The sequence below is a fragment of the Paenibacillus validus NBRC 15382 genome, from assembly GCF_004000985.1.
Classification (GTDB): domain Bacteria; phylum Bacillota; class Bacilli; order Paenibacillales; family NBRC-103111; genus Paenibacillus_G; species Paenibacillus_G validus.
The window spans coordinates 96,841-114,369 of sequence record NZ_BIMH01000002.1; the positions used below are offsets into that span (position 1 = coordinate 96,841).

At 54.3% G+C, this 17,529-nt stretch carries 17 protein-coding genes and 1 riboswitch; of the genes, 5 read left to right on the forward strand and 12 right to left on the reverse strand.

Features of this window, described 5'->3' with window-relative positions; translation table 11 throughout:
- Positions 1-15: 15 nt before the first annotated feature.
- Positions 16-672: a succinate dehydrogenase cytochrome b558 subunit gene (locus PVA01S_RS02345; protein ID WP_054797796.1), complete on the reverse strand. Its 657-nt coding sequence runs from the start codon at positions 670-672 to the stop codon at positions 16-18.
- A 255-nt stretch (positions 673-927) separates the two neighbouring features.
- On the opposite strand from PVA01S_RS02345, the gene PVA01S_RS02350 reads away from it, so the two are divergent.
- Positions 928-1,815: a LysR family transcriptional regulator gene (locus tag PVA01S_RS02350; RefSeq protein ID WP_127604872.1), complete on the forward strand. Its 888-nt coding sequence runs from the start codon at positions 928-930 to the stop codon at positions 1,813-1,815.
- A gap of 10 nt (positions 1,816-1,825) precedes the next feature.
- Here PVA01S_RS02350 and PVA01S_RS02355 read toward each other — a convergent pair whose 3' ends face one another.
- Genes PVA01S_RS02355 through PVA01S_RS02365 form a run of 3 tightly spaced genes read right to left on the reverse strand, consistent with a single transcriptional unit; the run spans position 1,826 to position 5,131 of the window.
- Complete coding sequence (locus tag PVA01S_RS02355; RefSeq protein ID WP_127604874.1) at positions 1,826-3,046, reverse strand: cation:proton antiporter; 1,221 nt, start codon at positions 3,044-3,046, stop codon at positions 1,826-1,828.
- Between the two features lie 53 nt (positions 3,047-3,099).
- Complete coding sequence (locus PVA01S_RS02360) at positions 3,100-3,765, reverse strand: potassium channel family protein (protein WP_127604876.1); 666 nt, start codon at positions 3,763-3,765, stop codon at positions 3,100-3,102.
- Between the two features lie 13 nt (positions 3,766-3,778).
- Positions 3,779-5,131, reverse strand: a complete 1,353-nt coding sequence (locus PVA01S_RS02365) for a TrkH family potassium uptake protein (protein ID WP_127604878.1) — start codon at positions 5,129-5,131, stop codon at positions 3,779-3,781.
- A 70-nt stretch (positions 5,132-5,201) separates the two neighbouring features.
- Positions 5,202-5,352, reverse strand: a riboswitch (cyclic di-AMP (ydaO/yuaA leader).
- 237 nt (positions 5,353-5,589) lie between these two features.
- Here PVA01S_RS02365 and PVA01S_RS02370 point away from each other — a divergent pair.
- A complete protein-coding gene (locus PVA01S_RS02370) occupies positions 5,590-7,221 on the forward strand; it encodes a CPBP family intramembrane glutamic endopeptidase (RefSeq protein ID WP_127604880.1) in 1,632 nt (543 codons plus the stop codon).
- Here PVA01S_RS02370 and uvrC read toward each other — a convergent pair.
- On the reverse strand, positions 7,178-9,190 hold the full coding sequence (gene uvrC, locus PVA01S_RS02375; protein WP_127604881.1) for an excinuclease ABC subunit UvrC: 2,013 nt from the start codon (positions 9,188-9,190) through the stop codon (positions 7,178-7,180). The genes PVA01S_RS02370 and uvrC overlap by 44 nt on opposite strands.
- Before the next feature lie 91 nt (positions 9,191-9,281).
- The gene (trxA, locus tag PVA01S_RS02380) at positions 9,282-9,599 is read right to left on the reverse strand and encodes a thioredoxin (RefSeq protein WP_054797792.1); all 318 of its coding nucleotides are present in this window, start codon (positions 9,597-9,599) and stop codon (positions 9,282-9,284) included.
- Positions 9,600-9,828: 229 nt separating this feature from the next.
- Between trxA and PVA01S_RS02385 the strand changes: the two genes are divergently transcribed.
- Positions 9,829-9,978, forward strand: a complete 150-nt coding sequence (locus PVA01S_RS02385) for a YqzM family protein (protein ID WP_127604883.1) — start codon at positions 9,829-9,831, stop codon at positions 9,976-9,978.
- A gap of 145 nt (positions 9,979-10,123) precedes the next feature.
- Here the strand turns inward: PVA01S_RS02385 and zapE are convergent, their stop codons facing one another.
- The 3 genes from zapE to PVA01S_RS02400 form a co-directional block, all read right to left on the reverse strand.
- Positions 10,124-11,077: an AFG1/ZapE family ATPase gene (zapE, locus tag PVA01S_RS02390; protein WP_127604885.1), complete on the reverse strand. Its 954-nt coding sequence runs from the start codon at positions 11,075-11,077 to the stop codon at positions 10,124-10,126.
- Between the two features lie 69 nt (positions 11,078-11,146).
- Complete coding sequence (locus PVA01S_RS02395) at positions 11,147-12,658, reverse strand: DnaD domain protein (RefSeq protein ID WP_127604887.1); 1,512 nt, start codon at positions 12,656-12,658, stop codon at positions 11,147-11,149.
- Positions 12,659-12,777: 119 nt separating this feature from the next.
- Positions 12,778-13,062, reverse strand: coding sequence for a YuiB family protein (locus tag PVA01S_RS02400; protein ID WP_054797790.1), 285 nt, complete (start codon positions 13,060-13,062; stop codon positions 12,778-12,780).
- A 213-nt stretch (positions 13,063-13,275) separates the two neighbouring features.
- Between PVA01S_RS02400 and hemQ the strand changes: the two genes are divergently transcribed.
- Positions 13,276-14,022, forward strand: a complete 747-nt coding sequence (hemQ, locus tag PVA01S_RS02405; RefSeq protein ID WP_054797789.1) for a hydrogen peroxide-dependent heme synthase — start codon at positions 13,276-13,278, stop codon at positions 14,020-14,022.
- Positions 14,023-14,167: 145 nt separating this feature from the next.
- On the opposite strand, the gene PVA01S_RS02410 is transcribed toward hemQ, so the two are convergent.
- Positions 14,168-14,440, reverse strand: a complete 273-nt coding sequence (locus PVA01S_RS02410) for a hypothetical protein (protein WP_054797788.1) — start codon at positions 14,438-14,440, stop codon at positions 14,168-14,170.
- 3 nt (positions 14,441-14,443) lie between these two features.
- Positions 14,444-15,634: an NAD(P)/FAD-dependent oxidoreductase gene (locus PVA01S_RS02415; protein WP_054797787.1), complete on the reverse strand. Its 1,191-nt coding sequence runs from the start codon at positions 15,632-15,634 to the stop codon at positions 14,444-14,446.
- A 434-nt stretch (positions 15,635-16,068) separates the two neighbouring features.
- Between PVA01S_RS02415 and PVA01S_RS02420 the strand changes: the two genes are divergently transcribed.
- Positions 16,069-17,058, forward strand: coding sequence for an NAD(P)/FAD-dependent oxidoreductase (locus tag PVA01S_RS02420; RefSeq protein ID WP_127604891.1), 990 nt, complete (start codon positions 16,069-16,071; stop codon positions 17,056-17,058).
- 128 nt (positions 17,059-17,186) lie between these two features.
- On the opposite strand, the gene sda is transcribed toward PVA01S_RS02420, so the two are convergent.
- Complete coding sequence (sda, locus tag PVA01S_RS02425; RefSeq protein ID WP_054797786.1) at positions 17,187-17,342, reverse strand: sporulation histidine kinase inhibitor Sda; 156 nt, start codon at positions 17,340-17,342, stop codon at positions 17,187-17,189.
- Positions 17,343-17,529 lie beyond the last annotated feature (187 nt).

The window sequence follows — 17,529 nt, forward strand, 5'->3', positions numbered from 1 at the left end:
ATTGTCCGATCCCCCTTAACCTTTCGTTACTGACGTTACATGCTGAAACGCTGGATCCAAGAATGCCGTCAGCGACATAATGAACATAGCGGACATCACCACGAACACGCCCATCCAAACGTAAGTCGACACACGCTGCGCGCGCGGACCGACCGTAATGCCCCAGCTGACCAGGAACGACCACATGCCGTTGCTGAAGTGGAACACAGCGGCGATGACGCCGATTACATACAATACGAAGTAAACCGGATTCGATGCGATTTGGTGCATATGCGAGCCGATCTCCATTTGCTCGACGCTGCCGATCGCAATTTGAAAACGGGTTTGGAAAAAGTGCCACGCCACGAACAGGAACGTAACCACACCGGTCACGCGCTGCAAGAAGAACATCACGTTGCGGAAATAGCCGTAGTTATTTACGTTATTTCGCGCCGTGTAGGCGACATACAAACCGTAAATCGCGTGATACGCCAGCGGAATCCAAATGCCGAAAATTTCGAGCGCCAATACGAGCGGCAAACTGTGCAGCCATTCGACGTGCTCAAGAAAGCTCTCGGGTCCGCCCTTCGCTGCCGAGTAGTTCGTCAGCAGGTGTTCGATCAGGAAAAACCCGACCGGAATAACCCCCAGTAAGGAATGGAGCTTTCGTGAAAAGTACGAGTTCTTGAACATTACCCTTCGTTCCCCCCTAAAATTAGGCTTGCCACGGCCTTCGTGAAAACCATTACCCATTGTACTCCCGACGCCTGAGAGCGTCAACACAAAACGATACAACTATTTTCCATGAATCGACAGTCTTGTATACGGTTCACGGTAATTATTGTGAACAATCCGTGACATATACATCCTACTCTTATTTCGCTTATAATGGAAGTGCCGATTTCTTATAATCTCTTATAACTACAGTGCATATAGAAAGGAATAACTATGGAACAATTCGACATGTTCGTCACGGTCGTGCAGCAGCAAAGCTTGAATAAAGCGTCGCAATTGCTGAACATCTCGCAGCCCGCCCTTTCGCGCAAAATCATGAAGCTGGAGCAGGAGCTTGGCGTCGAGCTGTTCCGCCGTAAAGGCAAGCGGCTCGAGCTGACGCGCGCCGGCGAGGTCTGTTACGAATATGCGCTCGATCAGCAGCGTCTGGAGCGGAAGCTGCACGATTCGCTGCGCGCGTTCCGTTCCGCGACGAAACCGGCCAGCATCGTCATCGGCGCCAGTCTGACCACCCTGCAATCCACCTTGCCCGATTTGATCACCATTTATACACGCGAGCATCCGCATACCGATATTAAAGCCGTCACCGGCAAAACGCACGAGGTCGTCCCGCTCGTCAAGGAGAAAAAAGTCGACATCGGTCTTGTCGCCTCGCAAATCGACGACCCCGGCCTCGTCAGCGTCCCGCTGTTCGACGATCATCTCTGTCTGGTGCTCCCCGCCGCACACCCTTATGCCGATCACGCCGGCTTGACCGTTCACGATTTGCACGAGCTGCCGATGATCTTATTCTCCCGCGGGACATGGTATCGCGTACTGATGGACGAAATGTTCCATCGCTGCGGCGTCCATCCGGATGTGAAGATGGAGATCGATTCGTTCGAAGCGATCGTCCGCCTCGTCGCGACGTGCCAGACAGCCACGCTGCTCCCGGAATCGTACCTGCGCCATCCGCTGGTCGGCAACAATGAGCTGACCGTTCGTTTCGTCCCCGAGCTGGAGCAAACGAAAAGAACGACTTCGCTCCTATATACGGAGGAAGCCGCTCTCGAAGCGCCGATCCGGCGGTTTATCGACCTGGCGGTGAAGCATTACCGTTGACCCTCCAGGCTCACTTCTCCTCGAGCCCCAGCTTGCGCGCGGCATAAGCCGTCGTGCTCGCCTGGAGCAGGATCGTGAGCAGCACCGCCAGGAACGTAACGGACGAGATGATGTCCGCATGCGCGATGCCCATCCCGGCTACCATACCCGACAGCGCGGCGGGAATGACGCCCGTCTCCCGCACCCAGAACATAAATACAATCTCGTTCCGCTCCCACTTGGCCTTCCGGTCCGGAAGCGCGGAGGCCAGCACGGTAAGCGGCCTTGCGATCAGCATGAATACCGCAATGACACCGAGGCTCGGCCACAAGTGTTCGAAGATCATGCCGAAGTTTACCTGGCTTCCGAGCAGAATGAAAATAAGCATGCGCATCAGCACCGTCATATTTTCGGTAAAATGGCCCATTTCCTGCAGCTTGTCGTCCATGTGGAGCTTGAACAAATCGCTGTTCCCCCAAATCAGTCCGGCCGTGAACGTCGCCATAAATCCGCTCACATGCAGCGCGTCGCCCAGCCAGTAGGCCCCAAGCGCGGTAACGACGAGAGCGATCGTGGTGTAATCGCGCAGCCATCCGAGCCTCAGGTGCGCCGTGATGAACGCCAGCCCGAACCCGACACCGATGCCGACCGCGATGCCGCCGAGCGCCGTTTGCAGAAACTCGAGTACGCTTGAGGAGAGCGATATCGCCTGTCCGCCCGTAATCGCGCCGAGCACCGAGAAGGTGAGGATCGAGCCGGTTGCGTCGTTGAAGGCGGATTCGCTTTCCACCGTTTCCCGTACTTTGCTCCGGATCTTCACTTGCTTGAAGACGGGGATCAGCGTCGCCGGGTCGGTCGACGAAATAATCGCCCCAAGCAGCACCGCATACATGAACGGGATCCCCAGCAGGTAATGGGCGGCAAAAGCGACGACCGCGCACGTAATCAGCACGCCCGGCACGCTTAGCAAGGTAAGGGTGACCCATACCTGGCGAAGGCCCGACAGCCGGATGTTGCGCCCCCCGTCGAATAAGATGAGCGCGGAACCGACAGTTAAGATGAATTGATTCGTGAACGTGCTGCTCGGCTCGTGAATCAGGTGCAGCCCTTGACCGACGATCATGCCTGCGGCCAAAAAGAGAGCGACGTCCGGCAGTTTCAGCCAATTCGCCGCTTTTCCGAAAATCATGCCCAGAAATAAGACGGAAACGATTAAAAAGATGACATGCTCGATAAGTACGGCATTCTCCAACTCTCCGCGGCTCCTTCCTATATAAACCCAACGGTCGATCGTCTAACAAAGCCTTAACGAACCAAGGCGTTCTCGAAATGCTCGATCTGTTCGTTCGTGCCAATGATGACCATGACGTCCTTCTCGTCTACGGTATCGGTAGCCGTCGGCGCGATGATCACGTCGCCATGCTTCTTATTGATAGCGACGACGCTGCAGCCATAACGAGCCCGGGTATCAAGCTCCTTCAACGACAGACCGTCCAAACACTTCGGAACGGCCAGCTCGGCGATCGTGTACTCCTTCGACAGCTCGATATAATCGAGCAGATTCGGGGAAACCAGCTGATGCGCGACGCGAATGCCCATATCCCGTTCCGGGAAAATGACCCGGTCGACGCCGATCTTATGCAGCACCTTCCCGTGCAGCTCGGACAACGCCTTGGCCACAACCATCTTCACCCCGATATCCTTCAAGAGGATCGTCGTCAGGATGCTGGCTTGAATATCGTTGCCGATCGCTACGATCACGCAATCAAAATTCCGGATCCCAAGCGAACGAATGACATCTTCGTCCGTCGAATCCGCAACGACGACGTGCGTGAGCTCTTCGCTCATTTCTTCTACCGCTTCCTCGTCCATATCGATCCCCATTACTTCATAACCGAGCTGTATGAGCTCCTTTGCCAGACTCGAGCCGAAACGGCCGAGTCCGATTACCGCGTACTGACTGCGTTTCATCGAATGCCTCTCCCTATCCAATCGTAATTTTCCCTTCCGGGTATCTGAACAGCTCTTTCTCTGCCTTCGGACCGAGCGCATACGCGAGCGTCAACGGACCGAGCCGGCCGATAAACATCGTAAGGGCGATCATCAACTTGCCGAACGTGGTCAAATCGGGCGTGAGCCCCATCGTCAGTCCGACCGTGCCGAAAGCCGACGTCGCTTCGAACAAAATCATCAGGAAATTGTGATCTTCCGTCGTGGACAGCAGCATGGTGACGAAGATGACCCAGAACAAGGCGAGCATGGTTAACGTAATCGCTTTAAGAATCCGGTCTTTGCCGAGCCGGTTATGGAACAGCACGATATCCTCTTTCCCCCGGATCATCGCGATAATCGCCCCGATCAGCGTCGTGAACGTCGTCGTCTTGATCCCGCCGCCCGTCGATCCCGGGGACGCCCCGATGAACATGAGAACAATAATGAAAAACTGCGACGCCTGCCTCATGCCCGCGATGTCGATGCTGTTCGCGCCGGCCGTTCGAGGGGAGACCGATTGAAAGAACGAAGCCAGTATTTTACCGTTCCAGTTAAGCGTGGCGAGCGTCTTCGGATTCGTAAATTCAAAGATGAAGATGACGATGGCCCCGACCAGGATCAGAATGCCGCTCGCGCTCAACACGACCTTGGAATGGAGCGACAGCCGGCGGCGCTGCTTGTACTCCATCAAGTCGGACAGGACGACAAACCCGATCCCTCCTAATATAATCAACGCCATGGAGACGATATTGATCACATAATCGTCCGCGTAAGCCGTAATGCCGGAGAACCGGCCGGTAATCGGACCGAACAGATCGAACCCGGCGTTGTTAAAGAACGAGATCGCATGAAACACCCCATACCCCAGCGCACGCACCGGACCTAAATCGAACGACCACCGGATGGCGAAGATGACAGCCGCTGTGAACTCGATCGTCAACGAGTACACCAGAACTTTACGGATTAAGCGCACGATGCCTTCCATGCTGCCCTGATTCATCGCTTCTTGAAGAATGAGCCGTTCTTTCAGCGAAAGCCGCTTCTTCAAGGCGAAGGCGAACAGGGTGGCCATGGTCATGAACCCGAGACCGCCGACCTGAATCAACGAAATAATGACAATCTTGCCGAATAAAGACCAATGAGTGCCTGTATCGACTACGACCAGACCAGTCACACAGGTCGCCGAGGTCGCCGTGAACAAAGCGTCCAGGAAAGGCGTCGGCACCCCGGACGCCGCTGACACCGGGAGCGTTAACAAGCCGGCGCCCGCCAGTATGATCAAGGCAAACCCGATGACCAAAATTTGCGGCGGGGTAAGCTCGATTTTTTTCGATTTGGATTTCATCCTGAACCTGCACCTTCTCAACTTTTTATGAACAACAAAAAAAAGACACGGGAAACCCAGTGCCATCTAAGGTTCCTGTAACACAAGCCTACGAGGTTAGCTGACGGATTCGGGTATACAGGCCCCCTATCCATGCGGCCCGTTACCCGGCCCTGCACGGAATTCACCCCTATGATTCATGGTTCCCCCGTTTTCTTGAAGAAATTCGGCTTCTTATTCAATTGATATGAATTATAAGGTTCTTTGGAACGAAGTACAAAGCTCTATTTGGCGGAAAAGGAAGGATTTTCGGAACATTACGATACATGACAGCGCTCTCAAACGGTGAAGTCTTCTCCTTGCTTGTTTTTTCCGGCGCTTTCTCGTGATATCATGAGATTACCCTATTAGCATGGATGGCCATAACGGAGAATACGATTAAGATAAGCTGTTACGATTTACCGGATAAGGAGTGTATCATGCCCAACAAAGGTTCTCGTCCCCCCTTATGGCTGGCGGTCATCGGTCTTCTGCTGTACTTCGGGCTATCTTATCTCGCCCCGCTGTTTCAGGACCACAACGATCTTGACGGGGAAGCGCAGGCGGCGCCTGCCATTAGTAAAGCGGAAGCGGCCGAACTCGCGATCGCCTTCGCCGATCACAAATTCGGGCTCTCGCCCGGCCGCACGGCGGATACGTTGTTTCAATCGAACACGGTTCGCAGCGGGTACATCCAGAAGGAAGGCTTGGAGGAAGAGTATCGAAAGCGGTTCGAGAAGCGTTATCCAATCGATTATTACGAAGTGGAAATCCGCGATGGGCAAGCCACCTATTACATCGGGGTCAACTTCAACAACCGTCAGGTGATCAGCTATAGCGCTTCGAAAGCGCCGACGGCCAAAACCGAAGCGCGGCCGGCGGCGGAAACGGATGCGTCCGCGATCGCCGTAAGCGCCGTCCGCGATATGGGCTTCGATCCGGCTGCGTTCACACTGGCTGGCAGCGCTGCGGACAAACGCCCGCCCGGCGAATTCGTATTCGTCAGCAAGACGGAGCGGATCGGCGAAGCCCCGCTGGAGCTGCACGTGCAGACGGCGAACGGGCAAGCGGTGTCGTTCCGCCCGGCATTCCCGCCGCCGGAAAGCTTCACGCTCTGGCAGCAGATGCAGGACGAGCGGTCCGCTCTGATGACGCGGATCAGCTTGTTCGCATCGCTGCTGATGGCGCTCGCCGCCTTGATCCTCGTCGTACGGCAGCGCAAACAGATCGACTTCGCGCGCGGCGCGCTGCTGTCGATCGTGTTCCTGGCGATCTATGTGAGCAATAACTACAATCTGATGCCCGCCTTCCGTACGATGCACGGCAGCGGTCCTTCGGAGCCGGATGCGGTGTTGTACTTGTGGATCAGCAACATCTATGTGGCGCTGATGGCGTTGTCCTCTTACTTCGCCTTGGTTGCCGGAAGCCGGCTGACGCTTGACCGGGGCGAACGCCCGTGGGCCGTATGGCGTGATGCGGACTTCGGCGGGCAAGTGAAGCAGGCGATGAGCAGCGGATATGTGATCGCCCTGTTCATTCTCGGCATCCAGCAGGCGTTGTTCTTCGCCGCCACCGAGCTGTTCGACGTCTGGGCCGTGAACGACCCGACCGATTCGGTGTACAATATGCTGCACCCCGAATGGTTTCCGCTGCTGGCCTGGTCTGCAGCCATCTCCGAGGAAGCCGTCTACCGGGTGCTCGGCGTGTCGCTTATGCTGAAGCTGACACGCCGTCCTTTCGTGGCGGTGCTTGTGCCTAGCGTTATCTGGGCGATGAGTCACACCCAGTACCCGGTATACCCGGTGTACACCCGGCTTGTAGAGGTGTCGGTCATCGGCATCGTGTTCGGTTACGCGTACTTGCGGTACGGCTTCCTGACCGCCCTGTTCGCCCACGCGGCGATGGACAGCATCCTGATGGGCTTCTCGCTGATGTACAGCGGCGACGACAGGCAAGCCGCCGTCGGCCTCGCGTACTTCTTCGCGCCGGCTGTCGTCGGTTGGCTGCTGCACAGGCTGCACGGGCGCTTCAGGCCTCGATCCCCGTCGAATCCGCCGCTGCGCCATCCGTAATCGGGTCGGCGCTATCGCTTGCGCCGGGCCCGGCTTCGGCTCCTTCGGCGGGGCGGTTCAAGGAAGCGAGAATGTGCTGCGCCAGCTTTTCCCCGATACCGAGAGGCTTGAAGTCTTCGACTTGAGCCTCTTTTATTTTTTTCAACGAGCCGAAGTGCTTCAAGAGCGCCTTGCGCCGCTTCTCGCCGATGCCCGTGATCGAATCGAGCGTCGATACGGTCATCGACTTGGCGCGCGTCTCGCGGTGGAACGTGATGGCGAAGCGATGCACCTCGTCCTGGATGCGCTGCAGCAAATAAAATTCCTGACTGTCGCGCGGCAATGGCACCACTTCGGGCGGATCGCCCATTAACAGCTGGGCCGTCTTGTGCTTGGCGTCTTTGACCAGACCGCATACCGGCAAATGCAAACCGAGCTCGTTCTCGAGCACGTCCACTGCAGCCGCCAGATGGCCCCTGCCGCCGTCGATGACGATCAGGTCGGGCATCTTCAGTCCTTCCTTCAACACACGCTCGTAGCGGCGTCTGACGACCTCACGCATCGTCTCGTAATCGTCCGGTCCCTGCACCGTCTTGATTTTGTACTTGCGGTATTCCTTGCGGTCCGGCTTGCCGTCCGTGAACACGACCATCGCCGACACCGGGTCGCTTCCCTGGATGTTCGAGTTGTCGAACGCTTCGATGCGATGGATCGTGCCCGTACCGAGGTATTGGCCCAAATTTTCAACGGCCTTGATCGTCCGCTCGGCATCCCGTTCGATCAGCTTAAACTTCTCTTCAAGCGCCACGCGCGCGTTGTCGCTCGCCATCTCAACCATGTTCTTCTTCAAGCCGCGGCGGGGCATATGCACCCGCACCTTCAGCCAGCTTTCGAGCGCATCCTTGACGTCGGATTTCGTCTCGGCCGCGGCCGTCTCCTCCGGCACAGGCGTTCCCTGCTCCGCATCTGCGCCCGCCGCAGGCGTCTCCACAGCGGCCGGACGTTCCTCCGCCGGATTCGGCGGCAGGAAAATTTCCTTCGGCAGCGCCGGGTTATCGCTGTAATACTGGGTCACGAACGAGGTGAAATCGTCATACGCTTCGCCATAGTAAGGGAACATCGTCGCATGCCGCTCGATAAGCTTCCCTTGGCGCATATATAGAATCTGGACACACATCCACCCTTTGTCGACGGCAAAACCGAATACGTCGCGGTCCATCTTATCGTTCGTCGTAATCTTCTGCTTCTCCATGACGGCGTCGATGTGCACAATTTGATCCCGCAGCTCCTTGGCCCGTTCGAAGTTCAGCTCCTCGGCCGCTTCCTGCATTTTGCGCTTCAGGTCCTCCTTGATCTCGTCGTGGCCGCCGTTCAAAAAGCGCGCGATCTCCCCGACCATCTTATCGTACGTCTCCTGCTCGACCTCGAACTCACAGGGTGCGATACACTGGCCCAAGTGGTAGTACAGGCATACCTTATCCGGCAGCGTATTGCACTTGCGCAGCGGGTACAACCGGTCCAGCAGCTTCTTCGTTTCCTGAGCGGCGTACGCATTCGGATACGGGCCGAAATATTTCGCCTTGTCCTTATGCACCCGCCGCGTCACTTCGAGCTTCGGATGCCGCTCGTGCGTAATTTTTATATAGGGAAAAGATTTATCGTCCTTCAGGAGTACATTGTACCTCGGGACGTACTTCTTGATCAGATTGCACTCCAGGATGAGCGCTTCCATGTTGCTGGCGGTCACGATATATTCGAAATCGACGATTTCGCTCACCAGCAGCTGCGTCTTCGCCGTATGACTGCCCGTAAAATAAGTCCTCAGCCGGTTGCGCAATATTTTCGCTTTGCCGACATAAATGATCGTGCCTTCGCGGTTCTTCATCAAGTAACAGCCCGGCAGCTCCGGAACGAGCGAAAGCTTCGTTTTGATCGCTTCCAGCGTCTTCTTCCGGTCCTGCGGATTCCATTCCCCATGCGTGTCCGACATGCCCTTCTCTCCTTTCGCAGGCAACAAAAAAAGCTCTTTTTCAGCATAGCAGAAAAAGAGCTTTTTCTCACGTCATCGTCAGACTGCCAAATTATTGATGGCGGCCCAATACGTTCTTCAACGCGTCTTTCGATTGGAAGCCGACGACCTTGTCCACCGGTTGACCGTCTTTGAAGACGATCAAGGTCGGGATACTCATAACGCCAAAGCGCGAAGCGGATTCCGGATTGTCGTCCACGTTCACCTTCGCGATCTTCACGTTGTCGCCGAGTTCTTTATCCAGCTCTTCCAGGACCGGAGCGATCATTTTGCAAGGACCGCACCAGGGAGCCCAGAAATCTACGAGAACCGTACCGGATCCTTCCACTTCACCGGTGAAGGATTGATCAGTCACATTTACAATAGCCATGATGGGAATTCTCCTTTCGCGGATAATGTCAACATGTAAAGTATACCACATTGCTTTCACTTTTCAACCGAACCAAAGTTTGCATAATTGTCACTTTCGCATCCTTTACAATCATCTGCGAAGTTGGGTATACTAAGCCTATATAATTACGATAAGTCTCGCGGTGTGCGATCGGACGTTCCTGAAGAGCCCTTCTTCGGGCCGCACGAAGCGACAAGGAGGAACTGAAATGAGTAACGATCCGAAACATCCGGAATTGCACGTATATGAAGAAGAGCGCAATGACTTGATCGATGTCGCGTTGGGCTTCGGGGTTTTCTTCGGCGTTTTGTTTTTAATCGCGATCGTAGCCACAGTCATCACGCTGGTTGCGAAGTAACGATTGGGTAAGGCGATACCTGCTGCCGGATGAGGCAGGCAGGTATTTTTTTGTGCGCGAGGCCCGTCCGCGGTCTGTGCGCGGCTCGTGCACAAGGGTTTGTGCGTGCGGTCCTTGCCGCGCCCCGTACTCCCTGCCTATTCCTTTATTTCGATCCCCGCTTGTTATACCCGTTCACCATCACCACATCGACGAAAGGCCGAATCCGGTCCATAATGCGCCGGCCCTTATACTCCTCGTCCCCGTCCTTGCTCGTAAAGCTGAAATGCTTCTCCAGCGCGTCCAGATCGTGATTCGACGTGAAGAACGTCGGCTTCCGGTTCATCCGGTAGTTCAGAATCGCACCCATCACATGATCGCGCAGCCACGGATTTAAATTCTCCGCGCCGATGTCGTCGAACACGAGCAGGTCGGTTTCTTTCAGGATGTCGATCGTTTCCTTCAGCTTCAGCGGGTCCTGGAACATCGACTTCAAATCCTCGGCAAAATCCGGCATATACACAATTGCGCCGGTATAGCCGTCCTTCGCCAGCTCGTAGAGCATGTAACACATCAGGAACGTCTTCCCGGTGCCGAAATGGCCGGCCAAGTACAAGCCCGTCTGCGGCAGCCCTTTCGTACGCACGTTCAAAATATAATCCATCACTTGCCCGACCGCTTCCTCCCGCTGCGGATCCTTGTCCAGAATCTCCAGCGACGAATACCCTTGGGAAAGCGCGCGTTCATCCACATAAAAGCTTCGGATCCGGCTGCGAACCGCATCCTGCATCGACTTCGCCAAAAACTTCTTGCACGCCACCTTATGATCGTAGACGCGCGTCCAGTCATCCCCCGGCTCCACCTGGAGCATCGTGTAATGGCCTTCGAGATCGTTCGGGCAGCGGTCAAGCCCCGGACAATTCGTACAATTATTGTATTCCTTCACATATTGATGCAGCTTGTTTAAATTCAGCTTGATCGTCTGGTTATCGAGCTGCGGATACTTGCTCCGCAGCTTCACGATCAGCGGATCGGCCGCAACCTCGCGCAGCTTCTCTTCCGCTTGCTTCAACAGCTGCCGGCCCTGCGAGCCGCGCAGCAGCTCCCCTAGCGATTCCAACGCGAAGCACCTCCCCCATGAAGTACCTGTTTCTCTTCTCCGGTTCTCTCACTCAGTCCCCGGCAGCCGCTACCTTTGTCCGTCCAGCTGCTGCGCTTTCCGGCGCAGCGCCTCCCGCTCCTCATCCGAACGCGGCTTGCTCGGGGCCGAATCCGGCACGATCGGAATGAGCGGCTTCTGCCTTGCGCCGCCACGGCCGGACTTGGCCGTACCTCCGCTGCCTCCGCGATAGGCGCCCTGCGTGCCCTGAGCCGTTTTTTTCTCGCTGTACGCCATCTGCTCGCGCACGTAACGAACGGCTTGCTCGAACGATCCGACCTGTTTCCCCAGCATGTCGGTGACGATCGCTTCCATATATTTTTTCGACCAGGAACGTTTGGTGACATAAATATAATGAATAAGGACGTTGATCACTTCTTCATGCAAACCGTAATTCAGCTCGACCTTCGCCAGCGTATCGAGCAGCCCGTCCGGCACCGTGCCTTTAGAAAAAATTTTCTCCAGCAAAAACATGTACGGCTCGTTCCGCAAAATGTAATTATACTGATGCTGGTTGCACTCTCCTTGAAACAAATCCGGCACGTCCAGGTAAAATTCCATCTCGACCGGCTTATCCTTCGAAACGGCCCCTTCCACCTTCTCTTCGCCTTCCGCATCGGCCTTGCCGGGCAGCTTGGCCATCCACCTTACCCTATCTTCCGTTCGTTTCTTATCTTGACGGAATACTTGGTTCGCTTTATGCTGCAGCAGCTCGAGCGCGAGCGTGCCCGCTTCGTCGAATACGCCGTCCTCGTCCAGCAGCCGGCAGATGTCGGTTAGGTAGAGGCTGTACTTTTTCGCTACGAAATTGATCGTCGCCATCTGCTCGGGCTCGTATTTCAACCGCTCGACATATTCCCGGTTGAACGACTCCCTCGGAAAATGCATGATGATTTCCGCATACGTGAACCCTTTGTACGTCACTTCCGGCTTCGTCTGGTCAGTCGTGGCTGCGGCCGATTCGAAGAAAGCCTGCTCCAGCTCCTGATCGACGACCTGCGTGTTTAGCCGGAACAGCTCGTAGAACGGTACCGATAAATTTTCGGCGTTCGCCTGCTTCAGCTCGTCCGCTTCGGGCAGCATAAATTCGTCCCGCAGCGCAAAAACGGCATACTTTCCGACTTTATCGCGAAGCAGCAGCGTGAGATGGTGGTTTTTGAAAAACTCCCCCGGCGTCAGCGGTTCGAACAGCTGATACTCGTACAAATAGTCCTCCGAAGCGGCCGCAAAGCGGCGTGACGTGCGAAGCAGACCGACCGCCTCCAGCTTGGAGGTTTGCTCGATAAACCATTTACGCCCGCGCTCTCCGCCCTCGATCTCCATCGTCAGAAACAGCTTCCGCTGCTGCTCGATCGGCGAGAAGCCCACTTGATCGGCAGGCAGCTGGTGATACAATGTATAATAAACGCTAAGGGCAAAAGCGCCGACCATCGGCTGGTACATCGAGGTCAGCACCTTGTAATCGAGACTGCTTAAGGCAAAGTCGCGGTTAACGACAAACCGGTGATACTCGGAAAAGTGAAGCATATTCGTAATTCGCATGCATACAAAACTCCATCCGTGTTGCTAAAGTCTTAATCTTCATTTTACCACAGCAATCGACAACGGTGTAGAAGAAAAAGAAGGCTTCGCCGGCGTACCGGGAGCCTTCCTCCGTTTCCTCAGAACATCTTGAAGCCTTTCTGACGCAGCGACTTGATCGTCGAACCGCTCAGGATGGCGCCCGCCAATCCGCCTAATGCCGAGATATAATCGACAAACGTATACTCGGCGATATTTTGCGAAAGCGAGCCTGTCCCCCAACCCCAATACAACACAAGACCGATCACAAGTACGATATATCCGTAAATGGGAAACCAAGTCGTCTTCAGCAGCATGTTGAGAATAAACCCGATTCCGAAGAACAGCACGAACAGCAGCACGGTAGCGATAATCAATTGCAGCAATGCAGACAACTCCTTCTTCTCATACCTTCGTCTACTTTCTATTATAATCAAAAGCGCAGGACGGTAAAGGGCGCCCTCGTCCCGGGAATGTGAACACTTTGTCACCGTTTAGCCCCCAGCCTTGGTGCATTTGCCCTTTCCCGCATCTTTAGCTACAATGAAACAAGCAAAAGAATCGAAGTGAAAATCAATATCATGAGGAGAGAGAGATCCATGAGTGAAGCCGTACATACGTTGGAAGGCTGGTACTGCCTGCATGACTTCCGCGCCATCGATTGGAACGTCTGGAAAAGCTTGACCGCGCAAGAAAGAAACCGCGCCGAGGACGAGCTGTTGTCCTTGCTGAAGCAATATCAGAGCACCGAGGATCAGAAGCTCGGAAGCACAGCGTTCTACTCCATCGTCGGGCAGAAAGCCGACTTCGTCTTCATGCACCTGCGCGAAACGCTGGAAGAGCTGAACGAGCTCGAGAACGAGTTTAACAAATCGATGTTCGCTCAAGTGACCATTCCGACCTATTCCTACGTATCGGTCGTCGAACTCGGCGGTTACATGGCCAAACCGGGTACGGATCCGATGCAGGATCCGGACATCGTCGCCCGCTTGAAGCCCATCCTGCCGAAAGCGAAGCACATCTGCTTCTATCCGATGAACAAGCGCCGTGAAGGCAACGATAACTGGTACATGCTCAGCACCGAAGAGCGCCGTTCCTTCATGCGCGGCCACGGCACGATCGGCCGCACGTACGCCGGCAAAGTCAAACAAATTATCGGCGGCTCCATCGGCCTCGACGATTGGGAATGGGGCGTCACGTTGTTCGCCGACGATGCGCTGCAGTTCAAGAAGATCGTCACCGAAATGCGCTTTGACGAAACGAGCGCCCGCTTTGGCGACTTCGGCGACTTCTACATCGGCAACCTGCTCGATACGGATAAGACTTCCGCCATGCTGAAGTTATAAGCCGGCGCCCCTTGGCGAAGCTCCGGGCCCCAGGCGCCGCCGCCGCGGGTTCGCCGCCCGGAGCTTGAGCTGCTTTCCCGGGTTACGCAAAAAAACCTTGCCCATACGGCTGCAGCAGCCGTGTCAGGCAAGGTTTTTTTGGCTTCTAGTCGTCGTCTTCCTCGGCAAGCTTCGCGAGTTCCTGCTCCAGCGCTTTGCGACGCAAATACTCCTCGGTATCGCGGTCGCGTTGACGAGACTTCTCCTTCAACCGTTCAATGGCCGGCAGGATCAGAATGTCGATCTCCTTCTGAACCGTCGCCACCAGATCATAGCGGTCTTGCGTCTCCAGATAATGGCCGACATCGATCAAGGCGTTGTACCGGTCGAGCTCCTCGCGGGTCAGCAGCCCGCGAACCTGCACACTGCAGTGACGCATCGTTTAGAAACGGCCTTTCTTCAAGACGAGCGGGATGCCACCGATAATGTACAGGTAGCGAAGATCGATAACCTTCTTCATCACGGCCGCGACACCGCCTTTAATTTTGCGCGAGCCGACGATGCCGATCGCTTCGCCGCGGCCGAGCGAGGCCACGGTGCCTTTCGGCTTGTACTCGAACTTCTGCAGCTCGGAATTGCGAATTTGCGCAACAAGATTGTGCGCGCACACTTCCGCCTGCTGCATCGAAATTTGCGCGGTCGGCGGATAAGGACGGCCTTCCGGACTCATCACGATCGAGCAATCGCCGAGCACGTAGATGTTCTCATGGCCCGGGATGCGAAGCGTGTCGTCTACTTTGATGCGGCCGCGCATCGTTTCGAAACCGGCTTCCTCCAGCATGTGGTTGCCGCGGATACCGCCGGTCCAGATGATGGTGGCCGATTTGATCTCTTCGCCGGTCGCCAGAACGACGCCTTCCGGTGTGCATTCTTTAATCGCCGTGGCAATTTTGAACGTAACGCCTTTGTTCTTCAGAACGTTCATCGCATACTCGACCAGTTCCGGGTCGAAGCCCGGCAAAGCTGTTGGAGCCGCTTCAATATTATAAATGTTCACGAGAGACGGATCGATGTCAAACTCCTTACAGAGCTCCGGAATGCGATCGGCCAGCTCGCCGACGAATTCAATGCCTGTGAAGCCTGCTCCGCCGACGACGAATGTCAAGTAATCCGTACGGGAAGGCTCGCGCTTGAATTTGGCGAACTGATATTCGATATGCTCGCGAATGAAACGAACGCTGTTGATCGAGCGGATGTTCATCGCGTATTCCTTCAAGCCGGGAATGCCGAACGTTTCCGGCTCCCCACCGAGACCGATAACCAGGTAGTCGTAGGACAACGTGCCTTCTTCGAGAATAACTTTCTTCTCTTGCGGGCGAATTTGAACGACTGTCGATTTCACAAAATCGATTTTGAACTCGTCGATCAACTTTAAGATGCTGACACGTGCATTTTCCGGATTATCCGTGCCGGCAGCCGGCATGTGCAGATGCGTGGTAATGTAATGGTAATCATGCTTATTTACCAGCGTTACGTCCGCCTCGTTATAGTTGAGTTCCTTCTGCAGCCGGATCGCCGTCACAATACCGCCGTAACCTGCACCCAAAATGACAATCCTTGGAATTCGACTCATGGCTCTATCCCTTCCATCCTCGCGTATTTTCTATATTTCTTTATAAGTTTGACCAAAATTCTTTGTGAAAAATTACACAATCTATGCCGGAATGTGATTTTAATTTTATTTTTGGCATCAGTTAGTCAAAATATAAGCGTTTCAAGTGTTTATGCAACAACAAATTTAACCAATTCAAAAGAAATGATATAATGATACGCTTGAAATAGCAAGTATTATTTTGATTAAAATCGCCCCTTTTTCGCCATCTTAAGAAAGGGATTCCCCCGATTGTTTCCTCTCTCGTTTTTTCCCGCCGGAATTGAAATTATACGGAAAGGTTATGAATACCATTAATTAATTTAATCTAAATACGCTATGCTTTCATATTTTCATGGAAAGAGCGTACGTTTATAATAGAATGGATACATATCGTACCGGAGGTGCTTATTGTAATGAGTAGCGGAATTGTTGACATTATTATCGTCGGCGGCGGTCCGGCAGGCATGTTCGCTTCGTTCTACGGCGGCATGCGCCAAGCATCCGTCAAATTAATCGAGAGTATGCCGCAGCTCGGCGGACAGCTCGCCGCGCTTTACCCGGAAAAATACATCTACGATGTGGCCGGCTTTCCGAAAGTAACGGCTCAGGAGCTCGTCAACAATCTGGACGAGCAGATGAAGCATTTCTCCGACATCCAAATTTGCCTGGAAGAGAAAGTGCTATCCGTGGAAAAGAAAGACGAGCGTTTGTTTGAAGTTACGACCGACAAAGGCGTACATCAGTCCAAATCCGTTATCATTACAGGAGGCGTCGGAGCGTTCGAGCCGCGCAGACTGGAATTGCCCGAGGCCGTTAAATACGAGAAGAAAAACTTGCACTACTTTGTCAGCGACCTTAACCGCTTCAAAGGCCAAAAAGTCTTGATCAGCGGCGGAGGCGATTCCGCCGTGGACTGGGCGCTCATGCTGGAACCGATCGCCGAGCAGGTAACGCTTATTCACCGTCGCGATAAGTTCCGCGCTCACGAGCACAGCGTTGAAAACCTGATGAATTCGAAAGTCAACGTCGTAACGCCGACAGAAATTAAGGCGCTTCACGGCGAAGATACGATTACCCAAGTTACGCTGGCCGATATCAAGAGCGGTGTGGAAACTGTCATCGACGTTGACGCGGTTATCGTCAATTTCGGATTCGTTTCCTCCCTCGGACCGATTGCCGAATGGGGACTGGAAATCGACAACGGCTCGATCGTCGTCGACTCCCGTATGGAAACGAGCATACCGGGCATTTTCGCCGCGGGCGACATCACCACATACCCAGGCAAGCTGAAGCTTATTGCCGTAGGCTTCGGCGAAGCGCCGACTGCGATCAATAACGCGAAGGTGTACATCGACCCGACCGCGAAGCTGTCCCCGGGGCACAGCTCGAATATGAAGAGGTAATGCCGGTTTTTCAGGGCAATTGTTCTCGGTAGTGACAAATAACCCCTGCTTACGCTTTAGCGGCGAAGGAGGGGTTTTTTTGGAGTATGAGGGCTACTATCCGATAGGGGAGAGAAAGAAAGTTCAGGTCATGAAACCTGCGCGTCCCCTTCCCGGTAATAATCCAGGTTAAGTTCGCGACGATGTATTTCTTCCAGCAGCAGTTCGACAAATTCTTTTTCCAATTTTAGATCGAGCGCTTTGAAGTATGAATCCACCAATATTTCATTACTGATCAATTTCATCTCAATCACCTTGATTCTTTAAAGTAAAATTATAGTAACACGGTTCAAAAATTAGAACAAGCGTTCCGTTATCCACATCAATATGTGCACAACCTGTGTGCATCTTGTTAATAACTGTAGAAAAATGGATAATACTGCGCCGGGTCATGTGGACAAAGTTATACACAATGAAACCGGACGTGCATGC

Bases quoted from the DNA above. Each gene is read 5' to 3' on its own strand.
- PVA01S_RS02370 (WP_127604880.1), top strand. From the start codon at position 5,590: ATGCCCAACAAAGGTTCTCGTCCCCCCTTATGGCTGGCGGTCATCGGT.
- PVA01S_RS02415 (WP_054797787.1), bottom strand. From the start codon at position 15,634: ATGAGTCGAATTCCAAGGATTGTCATTTTGGGTGCAGGTTACGGCGGT.
- PVA01S_RS02385 (WP_127604883.1), top strand. From the start codon at position 9,829: ATGAGTAACGATCCGAAACATCCGGAATTGCACGTATATGAAGAAGAG.
- hemQ (WP_054797789.1), top strand. From the start codon at position 13,276: ATGAGTGAAGCCGTACATACGTTGGAAGGCTGGTACTGCCTGCATGAC.
- PVA01S_RS02410 (WP_054797788.1), bottom strand. From the start codon at position 14,440: ATGCGTCACTGCAGTGTGCAGGTTCGCGGGCTGCTGACCCGCGAGGAG.
- sda (WP_054797786.1), bottom strand. From the start codon at position 17,342: ATGAAATTGATCAGTAATGAAATATTGGTGGATTCATACTTCAAAGCG.
- PVA01S_RS02345 (WP_054797796.1), bottom strand. From the start codon at position 672: ATGTTCAAGAACTCGTACTTTTCACGAAAGCTCCATTCCTTACTGGGG.
- PVA01S_RS02365 (WP_127604878.1), bottom strand. From the start codon at position 5,131: ATGAAATCCAAATCGAAAAAAATCGAGCTTACCCCGCCGCAAATTTTG.
- PVA01S_RS02420 (WP_127604891.1), top strand. From the start codon at position 16,069: ATGAGTAGCGGAATTGTTGACATTATTATCGTCGGCGGCGGTCCGGCA.
- PVA01S_RS02360 (WP_127604876.1), bottom strand. From the start codon at position 3,765: ATGAAACGCAGTCAGTACGCGGTAATCGGACTCGGCCGTTTCGGCTCG.
- PVA01S_RS02350 (WP_127604872.1), top strand. From the start codon at position 928: ATGGAACAATTCGACATGTTCGTCACGGTCGTGCAGCAGCAAAGCTTG.
- PVA01S_RS02395 (WP_127604887.1), bottom strand. From the start codon at position 12,658: ATGCGAATTACGAATATGCTTCACTTTTCCGAGTATCACCGGTTTGTC.
- trxA (WP_054797792.1), bottom strand. From the start codon at position 9,599: ATGGCTATTGTAAATGTGACTGATCAATCCTTCACCGGTGAAGTGGAA.
- uvrC (WP_127604881.1), bottom strand. From the start codon at position 9,190: ATGTCGGACACGCATGGGGAATGGAATCCGCAGGACCGGAAGAAGACG.